This window comes from Pseudoalteromonas sp. SG43-5 (genome assembly GCF_014164345.1).
In the GTDB taxonomy this organism is placed as follows: Bacteria; Pseudomonadota; Gammaproteobacteria; order Enterobacterales; family Alteromonadaceae; genus Pseudoalteromonas; species Pseudoalteromonas distincta.
Genome location: NZ_JACJFA010000002.1, coordinates 215,700 through 230,114, shown reverse-complemented (window position 1 = coordinate 230,114; position 14,415 = coordinate 215,700). Strand labels below are relative to the sequence as shown.

The following is a 14,415-nucleotide window of genomic DNA, read 5'->3' as shown; positions in this document are numbered from 1 at the left end:
AGCCACTTTAACTTCACTTAGGCTATTAACGATGTATTTTAAATACGATTTACGTAGTCTTATTACAATTTTGCGTAATTTTTACATGTTTAAAATGCTCATTTGAAAGTATTAGGTAAAGGAAATTACAATGAGCTCGGTTTCTAATGTATTTCATAGCAAATGGTTTAACTCATTAGCGGTTATTTTATTAGTCCTTATTATTGCCAGAATAGCCGCACCTTATGCGCTTCAGCAGTATGTAAATTATCAGCTAAAACATACGCAAGGTGTTACGGGGCATGTTGGTGATGTAGATTTGTTTTTATATCGCGGTGCCTACGCGATTGACGACGTTGAAATTTACGCTGTTGATGCAACTTCAGCTCCTAAGCCTTTACTGAGTATTCAAACTCTCGATTTTTCACTTGCGTGGTCAGCCCTTTTAAAAGGGAATTTAGTCACAAATATGGCTTTTACGCGTCCTGAGATAGTTATTTACGATAAAGACCCCAATGCTTCTGAGCAAAATCAACAAGTAAAAGATGAAACCACTTGGGTGGGGCTGGCGAATGACTTAGTACTGTTTTCTATTGATACCTTAATAATTGAGCAAGGCAAGTTAACCTTAGTTAACTCAACCAATAGCGGTGAAAAACCCACTTTTATATCAAATATTAATGCCAAAATTGAAAATATAACGAATGCGCAAAACCTATCAAAAGCACTTGTGACTACTCTAAATGTAGAGGGGGCGTTAATGGGGGAGGCCGCATTAAAACTTGATGGCAAACTAGACCCTTTTAGTAAACATGCTAATTTTGATTTTAACGCAGAGGTGCAGCGCTTCTCAGTTAAAAATCTCGACACTGTATTTAAAGTGTATACACCGTTTGATATTGAAGCGGGGGGGATTGATGGCGCAATGGAACTTGTGGCTAAAGATAATAACTTAAATGGTTATGTAAAAGCGGGTGTTCAAAACCTGAGTGTATTTTCTTGGCGAGAAGATATAGAAAAAGATGATGACGGTATCTTTACTGCTATATTTGAAGGCAGTGTAGATTTACTGGGCTCTATACTTGAAAACGATGAGTCTAAACTTGTTGCTGCACGCATTCCTATAGAGGGGCAATTAGATAATACGGATGTTTCGACTTTTCAAGCCGTTATTTCGGTTTTAAAAAATGCTTTTTTTGATGCGTTTAAAATGAAAGTGGATAATGTTATTTCTTTTGAAGATCCTAAGAGTGATGAATCTTTAAGTAATAAAAGTAATTAATGTATTTATATTTCCCAAATTAAACGTTTAACTCAAAGTAACACCAACATCATTGATGTTGGTGTTACTTGGTTTAGAGGTTTCTATTTGTCTTTACTTAATAGCGCTTTAAGCTCTGCAATTTGAAGTTGTAGCTCATTTACCTGACCTTGTGTTGCAGGTAGAGAATCGTTATCCGCAAGCTCTTCTCGGGCATTTCGGTGCTCCTCACTCATTACTTCTAAAATCGCACCTACCATCATGTTTAAAAATACAAATGCAGTTAAGAATATAAACGTAAGGTAATATATCCAGCTTAATTCGTACACCGCCATTGTTTCGTACATTATGTCGGTCCAATCTTCAAACGTTGCTATTCTAAACAAGGTAAGCATTGATATTGAGACGTCTTGCCAAAGTACGGGATTGATTTCAGCAAACATCATGCTACCCATTGCAGCGTATATATAAAAAATAACAAACATTAATAGGGCTATATAACCCATTTGTGGAATGGCTTTAAGCAATGAGTTAACCAATAAGCGCAGCTCTGGGATCATCGAAACCAATCGTAACACTCTAAATATGCGCAACAGCCTAGCTATTAACATTGTAGAGCCAGCAGCAGGGTATAAACTGCCCAATACTATGATAGTGTCAAATATATTCCATCCCTTAGAAAAGAAGTCTTTAATGCCTTTGCTTGCAACAAAGCGAATTATTAGTTCAATTAAAAAGAATGCAGTAATGCCAACATCCATCCAATTTAGAGCAAGCTCTACGGTAGGATGTAGTGAGTAAGTGTGTGCACCTACTGTAAGGGCAGAAACAATAATTACAGCTATAACAAATGATTGAAATATCTTGCTTTTGTCTATACGCTGAAACAACTTTTGTAACTGCGACATCATAGTAATAGATCCTTTGGATATTAAGATTTTATGGCGCTAATATACAATAGTATCGTAATAATTTAACGCTTTTTCGATATAGAAAGTGTAAGGAAATTTAATGTTTATCAATAAACTAAAAAGCAGCGCATTACTTATTATTGGATCATGTGTTTTGGCTGGTTGCAGCTCTGATGCACGTTTTCATGAATTACAATCGGCGCGCCTTGATGAGTGTAACTATAAAGCTGACAAAGAATATTACGAATGCCTGGATAAACAAGACTCTAACTACGAAGAGTTTAAAAAACAGCAACAAGCCCAGACTAAATAAGTAACCTTTATATTTATGACTAAAACTCAAAAACAGCGCGATAAGCAAATTCGCTTAGCGCTTACTAATGCATGCGAAGCAATAAAAGAAATGGTAATTGATTTTGATTATCTAACGCATACAGTTGATTTAAATAACGAAGTAAACACGTTAAAAGTACAATGTTACTTTATTGATGAGGTAGCCCGTGAAGATGCAAAACCGCAACTTGATGAGTTAACGCAGATTATACTTAGCCAGCTAGCAGCTATTAAGTTGAACGCAAAACCAGCACACATCTCATTTTTAGCCAATTAACAGCGGTTTAGTTGGTATGACATCACATGGACGTTATAATTAGATAAATTATTTTTAGGGTTTAAATTATGGCTGTTCCTTCGCGTTCGCAAATTTCACCAGGTACCACAGTAAATATTGTATTAAAAGAAGATCAACGCAGCGGCACATTAACTGAGGGTGTGGTTGAGCGCCTTTTAACAAAATCACCAAACCACCCACACGGCATTAAAGTACGTTTAGAAGATGGTCAAGTTGGCCGAGTAAAAGAGATTTTATAATGGCAACGTTAACAGAGCAGGCTTTTTGGGATTTAGTAACAACGCCTGATTTAGGGCTCGATCCGCAAAGTGTGAGCGATAACCTAAAAACTAAACTTAATGATTTAAGCGATCAACACCTTATTGATTTTGATAAGCATTTTGGCATACATATGCGCAAGTGTTTTACCTGGGATTTGTTTGGTGCCGCTTTTGTTATGGCTGGATGTAACGACGATTACGGTTTTAGCGAATTTAGATGTTGGTTAATTTCGCGTGGTAAAACAGTATTCGAAAACGCTTTAGAAAATGCTGATTCGTTAGCGCAGTGTACACCTGTTTATTACTTAAACGAGCAGCCTTATCCGTACATTGATGAGTATGATTTAATAGCCGGTTTATTATTTGAAGAACGCAGCGAAGACGAATTACCGTTTATCCCATCTGGCAGTGATGAACCTAAAGGTAAACGTTTTAAAGACAAACCTAAGTTTTTAAAGCAAAGCTACCCGTTATTATTTGCAAAGTACTGGCAATAAAATAAATAGTAATTTGTGCGCTATTTAAACAATTTAATGAGTTTAATTTCCCTACAAGTAAGCGCATTGATATAAATCGTTTTGTTGTTTAAGTACGTATTAACTAAAGTACTTAACAGCAAAATGATTTGTAATGCAGTATCTAGGATGAATCTTTGTGGATTTAAATGTGTTCAATCTAAGGGATTTATTTGTGGCACGAGGTTTGTAACCTAATGGGATCGGTAATTGCTCTTGCGTTATCTTACTGGCTTACACACATGTAAGAATCAGTATAGTCGAGCAAAGCTCCCTTAGCTGCTCGTGTCTTAGTTCCTGAATACGACTTCTCTCCTTTTATAGTAAATCTCTGTTATAGTTGTTAAAAGTTATAAAAGCTAGGTGATTAGGCATTTTGCTATTATTTAACACGCTGACTCACGAGGATACACCCACGAAATGAAATATTTAACACTCGCTTTATTAACTGTCGCTTTTACAAGTGCAAATGCTTTTTCTGAGCCGAGTAATAAAACACGATTTATACCGCTTTTAAAGTCAAAATTGGGAGCCTACGAAGTTGTGTCGAGCAACTCAGGGTTATGCGTTAACAGCAATTTGAGTTTGACAGATGAAAGTGATTTAAGTGCTGGTTTTAAACTTGGTGAGCAAATTGTATTTGGATCGCTCCACAATGGTACCCGAACCATTAAAAAACCAAACTTTTGCTTTATAACCAGCACTCTTAAATATAAAAGTGATGGCCTTGAAAACGGCTTAAGAATGAGCCGTTGTGAAAGCCCTGCAAACGAAAAAACAATCAGTCAAAGTATCAAATTTTTAGCTGATAACACACTCAAATACACATTGAGCGAACCCAATGTAGAGTGCACATTTAAAAAAGCAGATGAGAGTAAATAAAGCATCTAGTAAGTAGTAAGTAGCAAATCATTCGCAGTATATTTTAGGGATATCGCGCCAACGCGTAGTGTACTGCGGCGACAAAAAATCACGGTTCATGTGCCACCGGTCATTTAATTTACTACTTGCAAGGCTTAGCATTCCTTTTCCGTATCGATTGTTAATTGTGTCTAAGCATTGCATAAGTTTTGGATTATCAGGGCTTTTATTAAATAAGTCATTTTGCTGAAACTGTTCTGATATTAGCTCTACCGCACCCACACCACATTTATAAAACCGTATACCGGGTTGGTAAATCTTATTAAATACCTCAGATACAGCATTAGCCATCACGCAGGTGTCGTTAGTGGGTGAGGGGAACTTATACACAAAAGACTTTTTATAATATTTATTTTCGTGCGCGCCACTGGCTGCAAAAATATAAAGCTGGTGAGTGAGCGAGTGTTGCGCTCTTAATTTATTAGCCACTGTGGTTACATGGTTAATTAGCGCTGTTTTAAGTGCTGTTGGCTCACATATGCGCTCTCCAAAACTACGGGTTGAATAAATCTCCCGCTTATCTTGTCGTACATCATCCCAGTTTAAACATGTTATCCCGTTAAGCTCGCTTACTGTGCGTTCAACAACCACACTAAATGCACGGCGCATTGCTCTAGGGTTTTGCTGAGCAAGATCCCAGGCGGTGTGTATATTCATTATTTTAAGTTTTTTAGCTAGCCGCCGGCCTATCCCCCACACATCTTCGCAGCTCATTCTTTGTAAAATAGCTTGGCGAGTTTGTTCGCTATTTATTACTGCTACACCATTAAAACCACTGAGCTTTTTAGCAGCATGGTTAGCGGCTTTTGCTAAAGTAGGGGTCGGGCCAAAACCAACACCTACAGGTAGCTTTGTTTCGCGCCATACTGTGCGCCTTATTGTATGACCGTATTCATGCCAGTCTTTAATTAATGATGTGTAGCCATCAAAGTGCAAAAACGATTCATCAATACTGTATATGTGCTGTGTATCGCAAAAGCGAGCGATGATATTCATCATCTTGTCGCTTAAATCAGCATAAAGCTCGTAATTACTAGAGCGAATAACAACGTTGTTTTGTTCAAGTAAATGCTTAACTTTAAAGTACGGGCCAAATTTAGGAATATTTAAGCGCCGAGCAATAGGGCAAATAGCGCATACACAGCCATCGTTATTGGTAAGTACAACCACGGGTTTGGATCGAATAGCAGGGTCAAATACTTTTTCGGCGCTGGCATAAAACGACACAGCATCAACTAAGGCATACATTTTAGTAACTCTGGGCTTTGCCTGTGCATTCTTATTGATAGCGTTACTACGCCTTCGAGCTGAAACTCGTCTGCAGAGGTGAGTTGTACAGGCTTATGTAAAGAAGACGCTGAAAGCAGCCGTGCATTGGTTTTATCAAGCAGTTTGCATACAAAAAGACCATTTAAGTTAGCAACAATAACGTCACCATTTTCTGCAGGCTCTGCACGGTCGATAACTAATAAGTCCCCTTCAAAAATTCCGACTTCTTGCATAGAGTTGCCCGATGCTAGGCCAATAAAGGTAGCATTTGGGTGCTTTATTAAAAGCTCATCAAGGGTTACACCTAGCTCGGTGTACTGCGCTGCGGGCGATTCAAAACCACACACGCCTGCTTCTATATAAATGGGAATGACAAACATAACACAACCTAAAACGCATATACTGTATAAGTGTACAGTATATGCGTTTTGTGTAAGTTATGCCAAGAAATGTATAACCGATCAATCCATATTTTTGATCATTTGCTGTGCGATATCTAAAAAGTCTTTGATTTGCTGAGGTTTTAAGTTTTTACACATTTGATTATTTATTTTCTGCTCTGAGGCTAATAACTTATCAAAAAGAACTTTGCCTTGCTCTGTGAGCGACAAAATAAAGCAGCGCTTATCGTGCTCACTTGCCTGTTTATTTATTAAATTTAAGCCAATAAGATCTTTAATTAAACGTGCTATTTGCGCTTTGTCGCGCTGCGTTTTAGTAACAATATCGTTAGCCGTACAGTTATTTACGTTCGCGATAATATGTATGCAGCGTACGTGCATAGCATTTATACCAAGTTCGCCTGCGTTAATTGCTTCACGAATTGTGACGCGGTAATTTTGCATCAATTCAAACAGCGTATTTGATAAAGGTGTATTCATAAAACTCTCAATGTAGTTGACAAAGTCAATTAACTTGTTATAGTTGATTTTATCAACCAATGGGGCGTTGTGCAATGTCTGCTTTTATAGCAGCTAATTATTATACCAATCTGCTTATATATGGGGTTTATTTAATTTGTTAAATTGATCAAAGATTTATGCAAGTTGGTATTAAAGTCCAAGTTTTGTAAAACGAGGTAATGCATGGGTAAACAAATTCGCAAAGCTAACATATTAAGTACGCAGCAAATCACACCACACCTACAACGCATTGTTGTAGGCTCTGATGATTTTAACGACTTAACCTCACAGCACATTGGTAACTATGTAAAAGTACTGATCCCAAAAAATGGTGAAGTAGATTTTAACTTAAAAACAGCGTGTATGCGATCTTACACAATAAGGCATGTAGATGCACAAACAGGCGCGTTAACACTTGATTTTGTTATAAATATGCACCAAGGTCCGGCAACTGACTGGGCTAAAATTGCAAAAGTAGGTGATGAGGTAGGTATTGCAGGCCCAGGCCCTAAAAAGCTAGATAATTATGGGCATTCGCATTATGTGTTGCTAGGGGATTTAACATCGGTAAATGCAATAAAGGGGTATGCGCAGCAATTACCTTTAACTTCAAAAATTGATGCTTTTGTACATGCGCCCACTGAGCAAGACATTATTGATTTAGAAACAAGCCGCGATATTAATTGGCTTGTTACCGACAACGCTGACGAAGTGCTACTAAGCGCGCTTCAAAATTTGCACATTACAGCAGAGCCTCCCATTGTATTTATGGCATTGGAAGCTGGGCTTGTGCGTAAAGCAAAGACATTGTTAACAGAGCAATTTAATATACCACGCGGTAATATTGTTTCCTCAGGGTATTGGAAAAAAGGCGTGGATTCAGAAGGCTATAAAAAGCTGCGCCAACGTGATGCACAGCTTGCTTGAATACCTTAGAGCAAAATAACATATACCTATTTTGCTCTAATACCACTGCGTAACTTGAATTGACCTAATAGAAGACCCATTTAAGTGTTTTATGCTAATGATGTAATACATTGTTAGCATGCATTTTTAGGAGCTGCTATTTTGTTAAATTCCATTCCTTTTTCGTTATTAGAACTTGCCCCCATGATCAAAGGGGACAGCGTTACTAACACTCTTCATAAAAGTACTAAATACGCTCAACGTGCTGATGAGCTTGGCTTTAACCGTTTTTGGCTTGCTGAGCATCATAATATGCCAGGTATAATTTGTGCGGCCACTTCAATTTTGGTTGGTCACATTGCAGGTAATACCAAAAAGATACGCGTTGGGTCAGGCGGTATTATGCTGCCAAACCACTCCCCATTAGTTGTTGCTGAACAATTTGGTACATTAGAGAGCTTATATCCAGGGCGAATAGATTTAGGGCTAGGGCGTGCCCCAGGTAGCGATCCTGTAACGAGTCGTGCATTAAACAACGATATGAGCCGCGCAGAAAATTTCCCAGGTGAGGTAACTGAACTGCAAACATTGTTAGGTCCTTACAATGGTACGCATCCTATACGTGCTATACCGGGGGAGGACACAAACGTTCCGATTTGGTTATTAGGCTCGAGTTTATTTAGCGCGCAACTAGCGGCGCAAAAAGGGTTACCGTATGTATTTGCAGGGCATTTTGCACCGCGCTTTGTGCACGATGCAATAGCGTTGTATAAGCGCGAATTTAAAGCATCAAGCGTACTTGATAAGCCATACGTAATGCTTGCACTGCCTTTAGTGGCAGCAGACACCGACGATGAAGCGCAATACTTGTCGACTACTTCTAAGCAACGTGTGCTCGAACTTATACGCGGTAACGAGCTGTGGCTAAAACCACCTGTTGAAAGCATGGACGGGTTATGGAGCGAACAAGAACGCGCTCATGTAGAGAACTTTTTAAGTCTAAGCGTAGTAGGCGGACATGTAAGTATTAAACACAAGTTAGAGATGATAGCTAAACAGCTAAAAGTTGATGAGTTTATATTTACCAATGATGTATTCGATAGTGAAAAACGCCACCGTGCACTCGAAATTTTAATGGAAATAAAACACTAAAATATAGTTAGTTAAGCAAGCGTACACTCTGGGCTTGTTAACATACAGACATCATCAAAAGTTAAACTTTTTTAACTCATTTAATTAACTTTAAGTGATGTCTGTATTTGTTATTTAAATATTCAAAGTAAATTTGATTTCTATTTTTAGTACATATTTTGCTTTATATACCGTTCTGTTTTTTCAATTGAACTGATTTAAACAATCAATTTTAAGATATCACTTTTGTTTTTTATAATGTAGCTATAAACCAGACATCATAAAATTAAAGGCAGGTACACCGTGAACTCTCTAAACACCGCAACAGCTAATTCAGTTAACAAAACAGCGCAGCCAAAAGTTGCTCTGATTGCTGAAGGTGGCGGGCAGCGAGGGATATTCACAGCTGGCGTACTTGATGCGTGGTTAGAGCAAAGCTATGACCCTTTTGATTTATTTATTGGTACTTCAGCGGGTTCACAAAACTTAACTAGCTACTTAGCGCGTCAAAAAGGCTACGCTAAACGCCTGATTAGAGGACTTTCGCGTAATAAGCGTTTTTTTCAGCTTGGTCGCGGATTAGTGGGTAAGCATATAGTTGATCTAGATTGGTACTTTGACAAAACCACTGAAGTAAACAGAGCTATAGATTTCAAAACAGCGAAAACTAGTTTAGGTGAGCGTGAACTACTTATAACAGCCACAAATGCACGAGACAGAAAAGCTTATTACTTATCGCCTACAGGTGATAGTGGTCAATGGCGTGATTTGTTAAAGGCTTCTAGCGCACTTCCGTTTTTATACAAACAAGGTGTAAAGTTAACACCTTGGTTAAACGCAAAAGCAGCGAATGAAACACATATTGTTGAAGAGCAAGCACAGAGCGATTTTTATCTAGACGGCGGTTTAGCCGCTCCACTCCCCGTGCGTGAGGCTTACAACCGAGGTGCTCGTAAAATTGTTGTAATAAGAACGGTTGACGCTAATTTTCAAGCGCAATCTGCATGGGTACAAAAGCTAAGAACATTTGCTATAGCATCGGGCTATTGTCCAAAAACATTAGACTACTTAATACAGCACGAGAAGGCTTATTTAGATGAGCTTGAGTTTATTGCAAATCCACCAGATGATGTAGAAATAATACAAATTTTTGCAGACGAAAAACTGCATAGCAAATTATTAGGTAGTTCAAATAACGATTTACGTTTTGATCATAAATTAGGCTTAGCTGCAGGTCGATCTTATTTAGCGCAGCAAAGCCAATTTGAGACCAGCAATACGCATAACTATACGCAAAGCGAATATAGTTACAATTAAACCAAATTCTTATACCTAGATTGCAAATAGTACTGCAACTTAAAATTGCAGTACTATTCTTCATTTAAATGACACCCACTTAAATTTGTATGTTTATTAACCCCTAGATTCTGGCGCTTCAATTCTTTAAAACTATAAATGGGTGTCATTCTAAATTTTTAAATTAGCTAAAATTATTGTGAACACTTAAATAATATAAATGGGTGTCATTTTAAACCTAAAAATAAACCTAAGTTGATGAGAGTAATATGCTCGTTTCACTATTTAAAATACCGTCTATTTCTCTTACTTGCCTAAGTACTCCATCAAACTCACTTAAATTCGCGGCCTGTATCTCTGCTACCAAATCCCAAGCACCATTGGTGGTGTGTAATTTTATAAGCTCGGGTATTCCGCGCATTGTTTTAATTACTTGTGAGGTAGATTTACCAACGACTTCTATCATCATAATTGCGCGCACAGCTTCTGTTTCTATGTGTTCGTGAACGCGTACAGTAAACCCTAATATTGCGCCTGAGCTAACTAATCTGTCTAACCTATTTTGAACTGTCCCGCGTGATACATTTAAAGAACCGGCTAAAGCTGAAACCGAAGCGCGACCGTCTTTTCGTAATTCAGCAATTAAAGCGTTATCAAGGGAATCGTAAATATAAGGAGTCATAAATCAAACCTTTTAGAGCATGGCCTACTAAAATACACAATTTGTATATACCTGCATAGCAAAGTGATAAAAATTGATAAAATTTGTATAACTAATTGCCATATTAAATAGCATGCGGCCTCGCTAAACTTGTTTTAAATTAACTAATACATTTATTTAAGAGGTTTCAACATGAGTCATTTTATAGCACAGCCAAAACAAGGCGTTCCGTTTGTTAGCGTTCAGGCAATGGCTAAGCTTATAAATAGCTTAGGGGTCGAAAACGTTTTGTTAGAGCTAACACATAAATTAGAAACCGACTTTGCCCGTTGGAAAGAGTTTGATAAATCACCTCGCTATGCAGCACACTCACCAGAGGGTGTTATAGAGCTAATGCCTGTGAGTGATGGCCAGATGTTCAGCTGTAAATATGTAAACGGTCACCCAAAAAACACCTTTCGAGAACTTCAAACAGTCGCTGCATTTGGTATTTTAGCCGATGTAGATAGTGGTTATCCGGTAATGATCAGCGAAATGTGCCTACTAACAGCGCTACGTACAGCGGCTACATCGGCGCTGGTGGCTAAGTATTTAGCACCAAAAAACTCAACAACACTTACATTAATTGGTAATGGGGCACAGTCTGAGTTTCAGGCACTGGCATTTAAAGCTGTATTGGGCATAACACATATTCGTTTATACGATATAGATGCAAACGCGTCTAAAAAAGCATTTACTAATTTAAGTGCTTACGGGTTAAACGTAACTATTTGTAATAGCGCACAGGAAGCTGTGCAAGGTGCGCACGTTATTACAACCTGCACTGCCGATAAAACCAATGCTACAATTTTAACAAACGACATGATCCCACAAGGTGTGCACATTAATGCCATAGGTGGCGATTGCCCAGGTAAAACAGAGTTAGATGCTAAATTACTCGAGCGCGCTAATGTATTTGTAGAGTACGAGCCACAAACTCGAATAGAGGGCGAAATACAACAAATGAGTGAAAGCTTTGTTGTAACTGAGTTTCATAAAGTCGTTAATAAGCAATCGCTTGGCCGTACTAGCCAAGACGAATTAACTATTTTTGATGGTGTAGGCTTTGCGAGCGAAGACTTTACAGCGCTTGTATTTATACGCGATCAACTTATTAAAAGCGGTGAATTTACATTGCTCGATTTAATTACACAGCAAGCCGATCCGCGCAACTTGTTTTCGGTACTTAATACAGAGCAAACATCAGCACAAGAGCACGTAGCATGAGCCACGTAAATCAAGCTCCGAGTGCGGTTGTTATGGTACGTCCGCATCACTTTACGTCTAACCCACAAACAATGCTCGACAATGCATTTCAAAGTGAATGCTTAGCACCAAATCAAAGTGAACAAGCATATAGCGAAGTCACAAATGCAGTAAAATTATTAAAAAATGAAGGGGTAAAAGTTCACCTTTTTGAAGATGAGCAAACACAGACTCCCGACTCTGTGTTTCCAAATAATTGGTTTTCTACTCATCAAAGTGGGGAATTAATAATCTACCCAATGTTTGTAGAAAACAGAAGGTTAGAATATCGAAAAGATATTATTGATTTTTTAACGGATCACTATAAAGTGACGGTTGTGACTGATTATGCGCATTTAGCGAAAGAAAATTCATTCCTAGAAGGCACGGGCTCACTGGTTCTCGATCATCAATATAAACTGGCTTATGCAGCAAAATCTAAAAGAACAACTCAATCGGTTGTTAATACAGTTTGTAATTTGCTCGCATTAAAACCCGTTATATTTAATGCATATGATGAAAAAGGTACAGCGGTATATCACACTAATGTATTAATGTGCGTTGCAACTGAGTTTGTAATGGTTGGCTTAAACATGGTGCCAAGTGAGGAGCGTAAAGCGCTAGTTACTCATTTTTTACAAAGCCACCACGAAGTAATTGATTTATCACTCGATCAAATTAATAACTTTTGTGGCAATGCTATTGAGCTACAAGGTAAAAATGGTCGTATTTTAGCCTTATCGCAAACTGCGTTTAATGCACTTACACCGGCACAAATAACAGTTATACAAAAAACGGCTAAGCTTGTGCCATTACCAATACCTACTATTGAGTCGGCTGGTGGCTCAGTTAGGTGCATGATTGCAGGAGTTCATTTGCAAAATAAATAATGTATAGTTTTAAGGCAGCTTAGCTGCCTTATTTGCATTAAATTTTTAGTCGATGTCGTAAGCAAATGCCGTTATACCCAAAAAAGGGTATTAATATAAAAAATATAAGAAGGAATTAGCAATGTTCGATACCGTCGTCAAAAGCGTAAACAACCTTTTATGGGGAGAAGGGCAAGTACTTATTTATATACTCTTGTTTACGGGGGTATGGTTTTCAGTACGACTAAAAGCAATTCAAATACTTAAATTTAAACATATGTTTAGCCTTTTAAAAGGCAGTAGCAAATGTAAAAAAAACGACATTTCATCATTCCAAGCATTGTGTACAGGGCTTTGCGCACGAGTAGGCACTGGTAATTTAGCCGGTGTGGCTGTGGCAATTTCACTTGGCGGCAGCGGTGCAATATTTTGGATGTGGGTAATAGCCATATTGGGTATGGCTACAGGCTTTGCTGAAAGCGTACTTGGGCAAGTATATAAAGTGCGAGATAGTGGCGGCGAGTTTAGAGGCGGCCCTGCATATTATATTCAACAAGGTTTGGGTAGCCGAGCATTTGCAATTGTGTTTGCCGCGTGTTTGTTTTTAGGTTACGGCTTTACGTTTAGCGCAATGCAAACTAACACAATTACCGACGCACTTAATTACGCGTTTGAAGTTCCTACATTTTATTCAGGCCTGGTCATTACCGTACTAGCCGGCTCAATTATACTCGGTGGCTTTAAAGCAATTGCCCGATTTGCAGAGCGTGTTGTGCCAATAATGGGCATTGTGTTTGTACTTGCTGCCGTAATTATTACGATTATAAATTTCACGCAAGTACCTGCCATGCTTAAAGATATATTTTTATCGGCGTTTGGTTTACAAGAAGCTGGGGCTGGTGCAATGGGCGCAGCCATTAAAAACGGTATACAACGTGGTTTATATTCTAATGAGGCCGGTGCAGGTAGTGTGCCGCATGCTTCAGCAAGTGCCAGCCCAATTCCTAATCACCCTGTAACGCAAGGTTACATACAAATGCTAGGCGTATTTTTCGATACAATAGTACTGTGTAGCTGTACCGCGGTGATCATTTTATTAGCCGATATAGACATAAGCGGTGAAATGGAAGGCATTCGTTTAACACAAAGCGCGATGACCGCTCATTTAGCACAAGGTGGTGTTTACTTTGTAGCAGCCGCTATAACCTTATTTGCTTTTACATCGGTAGTGGCAAACTACGCCTATGCAGAGAGCAACTTGCACTTATTTAAGCTCGACAACAAAGTAGGGCGCGGCATTTACACTTTGCTTTATTTATCAATGATGTTGTGGGGCGCGTCGGCCACCTTAAAAGAAGTCTGGGATTTAGCCGATATTGCCTTAGGGTTAATGACAGTGGTTAACGTTATCGCTATTATACTGTTAACGCCGACTATTTTGTCTGTTACGAGCGATTACCACGCACAAAGAGACAAAGGTTTAGAGCCCGAATTTAAAGTAAAAGATGTAAAAGTACAGGGCAAATGCGAAGACGGCATTTGGGACTAGTTCAGCACACTTAACTACAAAAAGCGGTTTTATGGCAACATAAAACCGCTTTTTACTTTGCATAAATATT

General features: G+C 38.5%; 17 protein-coding genes. 12 read left to right on the top strand and 5 right to left on the bottom strand.

The features are described 5' to 3' along the window. Positions 1 to 130 precede the first annotated feature (130 nt). The gene (locus tag H5161_RS03335; protein WP_182768677.1) at positions 131 to 1,261 is read left to right on the top strand and encodes a DUF748 domain-containing protein; all 1,131 of its coding nucleotides are present in this window, start codon (positions 131 to 133) and stop codon (positions 1,259 to 1,261) included. An 83-nt stretch (positions 1,262 to 1,344) separates the two neighbouring features. Here H5161_RS03335 and H5161_RS03330 read toward each other — a convergent pair whose 3' ends face one another. Beyond that, positions 1,345 to 2,151: an ion transporter gene (locus tag H5161_RS03330; RefSeq protein ID WP_182724719.1), complete on the bottom strand. Its 807-nt coding sequence runs from the start codon at positions 2,149 to 2,151 to the stop codon at positions 1,345 to 1,347. A gap of 100 nt (positions 2,152 to 2,251) precedes the next feature. Here H5161_RS03330 and H5161_RS03325 point away from each other — a divergent pair, with 100 nt between their 5' ends. From H5161_RS03325 to H5161_RS03305, 5 genes are all read left to right on the top strand, one after another. Next, the gene (locus H5161_RS03325) at positions 2,252 to 2,464 is read left to right on the top strand and encodes a hypothetical protein (RefSeq protein WP_004334789.1); all 213 of its coding nucleotides are present in this window, start codon (positions 2,252 to 2,254) and stop codon (positions 2,462 to 2,464) included. A gap of 15 nt (positions 2,465 to 2,479) precedes the next feature. Then, on the top strand, positions 2,480 to 2,761 hold the full coding sequence (locus tag H5161_RS03320) for a hypothetical protein (protein WP_024608119.1): 282 nt from the start codon (positions 2,480 to 2,482) through the stop codon (positions 2,759 to 2,761). A gap of 68 nt (positions 2,762 to 2,829) precedes the next feature. Then, positions 2,830 to 3,021, top strand: a complete 192-nt coding sequence (locus H5161_RS03315) for a YwbE family protein (RefSeq protein WP_004334795.1) — start codon at positions 2,830 to 2,832, stop codon at positions 3,019 to 3,021. After that, entirely contained in the window at positions 3,021 to 3,539 is a 519-nt protein-coding gene (locus H5161_RS03310) for a DUF4240 domain-containing protein (protein WP_004334799.1), read from the top strand. Before H5161_RS03315 ends, H5161_RS03310 begins: the two co-directional genes overlap by 1 nt. A gap of 438 nt (positions 3,540 to 3,977) precedes the next feature. Next, the gene (locus H5161_RS03305; protein WP_004334802.1) at positions 3,978 to 4,439 is read left to right on the top strand and encodes a hypothetical protein; all 462 of its coding nucleotides are present in this window, start codon (positions 3,978 to 3,980) and stop codon (positions 4,437 to 4,439) included. Between the two features lie 27 nt (positions 4,440 to 4,466). Here H5161_RS03305 and H5161_RS03300 read toward each other — a convergent pair whose 3' ends face one another. The 3 genes from H5161_RS03300 to H5161_RS03290 form a co-directional block, all read right to left on the bottom strand. Further along, positions 4,467 to 5,726: a Y-family DNA polymerase gene (locus tag H5161_RS03300; protein WP_024597582.1), complete on the bottom strand. Its 1,260-nt coding sequence runs from the start codon at positions 5,724 to 5,726 to the stop codon at positions 4,467 to 4,469. Next, positions 5,714 to 6,127, bottom strand: coding sequence for a S24 family peptidase (locus tag H5161_RS03295; protein ID WP_004334808.1), 414 nt, complete (start codon positions 6,125 to 6,127; stop codon positions 5,714 to 5,716). Before H5161_RS03295 ends, H5161_RS03300 begins: the two co-directional genes overlap by 13 nt. Positions 6,128 to 6,208: 81 nt before the next feature. Beyond that, positions 6,209 to 6,628 (bottom strand): MarR family winged helix-turn-helix transcriptional regulator, encoded by a 420-nt coding sequence (locus H5161_RS03290; RefSeq protein WP_024597583.1) that lies wholly within the window; start codon positions 6,626 to 6,628, stop codon positions 6,209 to 6,211. Between the two features lie 204 nt (positions 6,629 to 6,832). Between H5161_RS03290 and H5161_RS03285 the strand changes: the two genes are divergently transcribed. From H5161_RS03285 to H5161_RS03275, 3 genes are all read left to right on the top strand, one after another. After that, the gene (locus H5161_RS03285; protein ID WP_024597584.1) at positions 6,833 to 7,576 is read left to right on the top strand and encodes a siderophore-interacting protein; all 744 of its coding nucleotides are present in this window, start codon (positions 6,833 to 6,835) and stop codon (positions 7,574 to 7,576) included. A gap of 141 nt (positions 7,577 to 7,717) precedes the next feature. Further along, positions 7,718 to 8,707, top strand: coding sequence for an LLM class flavin-dependent oxidoreductase (locus H5161_RS03280; protein ID WP_182768676.1), 990 nt, complete (start codon positions 7,718 to 7,720; stop codon positions 8,705 to 8,707). A gap of 282 nt (positions 8,708 to 8,989) precedes the next feature. Next, a complete protein-coding gene (locus H5161_RS03275) occupies positions 8,990 to 10,003 on the top strand; it encodes a patatin family protein (protein ID WP_182768675.1) in 1,014 nt (337 codons plus the stop codon). A gap of 229 nt (positions 10,004 to 10,232) precedes the next feature. Here the strand turns inward: H5161_RS03275 and H5161_RS03270 are convergent, their stop codons facing one another. Next, on the bottom strand, positions 10,233 to 10,664 hold the full coding sequence (locus H5161_RS03270; RefSeq protein ID WP_182768674.1) for an Lrp/AsnC family transcriptional regulator: 432 nt from the start codon (positions 10,662 to 10,664) through the stop codon (positions 10,233 to 10,235). Between the two features lie 171 nt (positions 10,665 to 10,835). Between H5161_RS03270 and H5161_RS03265 the strand changes: the two genes are divergently transcribed. The 3 genes from H5161_RS03265 (at position 10,836) to H5161_RS03255 (ending at position 14,345) form a co-directional block, all read left to right on the top strand. Continuing rightward, on the top strand, positions 10,836 to 11,909 hold the full coding sequence (locus H5161_RS03265) for an ornithine cyclodeaminase (protein ID WP_182768673.1): 1,074 nt from the start codon (positions 10,836 to 10,838) through the stop codon (positions 11,907 to 11,909). Continuing rightward, a complete protein-coding gene (gene ctlX, locus H5161_RS03260) occupies positions 11,906 to 12,817 on the top strand; it encodes a citrulline utilization hydrolase CtlX (RefSeq protein WP_024597588.1) in 912 nt (303 codons plus the stop codon). The genes H5161_RS03265 and ctlX overlap by 4 nt, the downstream gene beginning before the upstream one ends. Positions 12,818 to 12,938: 121 nt before the next feature. Then, on the top strand, positions 12,939 to 14,345 hold the full coding sequence (locus tag H5161_RS03255; RefSeq protein WP_024609079.1) for a sodium:alanine symporter family protein: 1,407 nt from the start codon (positions 12,939 to 12,941) through the stop codon (positions 14,343 to 14,345). Positions 14,346 to 14,415: the final 70 nt, after the last annotated feature.

Coding starts and splice junctions, on each gene's coding strand:
- H5161_RS03300 (WP_024597582.1), bottom strand. CDS start 5,726: ATGTATGCCTTAGTTGATGCTGTGTCGTTTTATGCCAGCGCCGAAAAA.
- H5161_RS03335 (WP_182768677.1), top strand. CDS start 131: ATGAGCTCGGTTTCTAATGTATTTCATAGCAAATGGTTTAACTCATTA.
- H5161_RS03320 (WP_024608119.1), top strand. CDS start 2,480: ATGACTAAAACTCAAAAACAGCGCGATAAGCAAATTCGCTTAGCGCTT.
- H5161_RS03315 (WP_004334795.1), top strand. CDS start 2,830: ATGGCTGTTCCTTCGCGTTCGCAAATTTCACCAGGTACCACAGTAAAT.
- H5161_RS03265 (WP_182768673.1), top strand. CDS start 10,836: ATGAGTCATTTTATAGCACAGCCAAAACAAGGCGTTCCGTTTGTTAGC.
- H5161_RS03290 (WP_024597583.1), bottom strand. CDS start 6,628: ATGAATACACCTTTATCAAATACGCTGTTTGAATTGATGCAAAATTAC.
- H5161_RS03325 (WP_004334789.1), top strand. CDS start 2,252: ATGTTTATCAATAAACTAAAAAGCAGCGCATTACTTATTATTGGATCA.
- H5161_RS03310 (WP_004334799.1), top strand. CDS start 3,021: ATGGCAACGTTAACAGAGCAGGCTTTTTGGGATTTAGTAACAACGCCT.
- ctlX (WP_024597588.1), top strand. CDS start 11,906: ATGAGCCACGTAAATCAAGCTCCGAGTGCGGTTGTTATGGTACGTCCG.
- H5161_RS03295 (WP_004334808.1), bottom strand. CDS start 6,127: ATGTTTGTCATTCCCATTTATATAGAAGCAGGCGTGTGTGGTTTTGAA.
- H5161_RS03255 (WP_024609079.1), top strand. CDS start 12,939: ATGTTCGATACCGTCGTCAAAAGCGTAAACAACCTTTTATGGGGAGAA.
- H5161_RS03305 (WP_004334802.1), top strand. CDS start 3,978: ATGAAATATTTAACACTCGCTTTATTAACTGTCGCTTTTACAAGTGCA.
- H5161_RS03285 (WP_024597584.1), top strand. CDS start 6,833: ATGGGTAAACAAATTCGCAAAGCTAACATATTAAGTACGCAGCAAATC.
- H5161_RS03270 (WP_182768674.1), bottom strand. CDS start 10,664: ATGACTCCTTATATTTACGATTCCCTTGATAACGCTTTAATTGCTGAA.
- H5161_RS03330 (WP_182724719.1), bottom strand. CDS start 2,151: ATGATGTCGCAGTTACAAAAGTTGTTTCAGCGTATAGACAAAAGCAAG.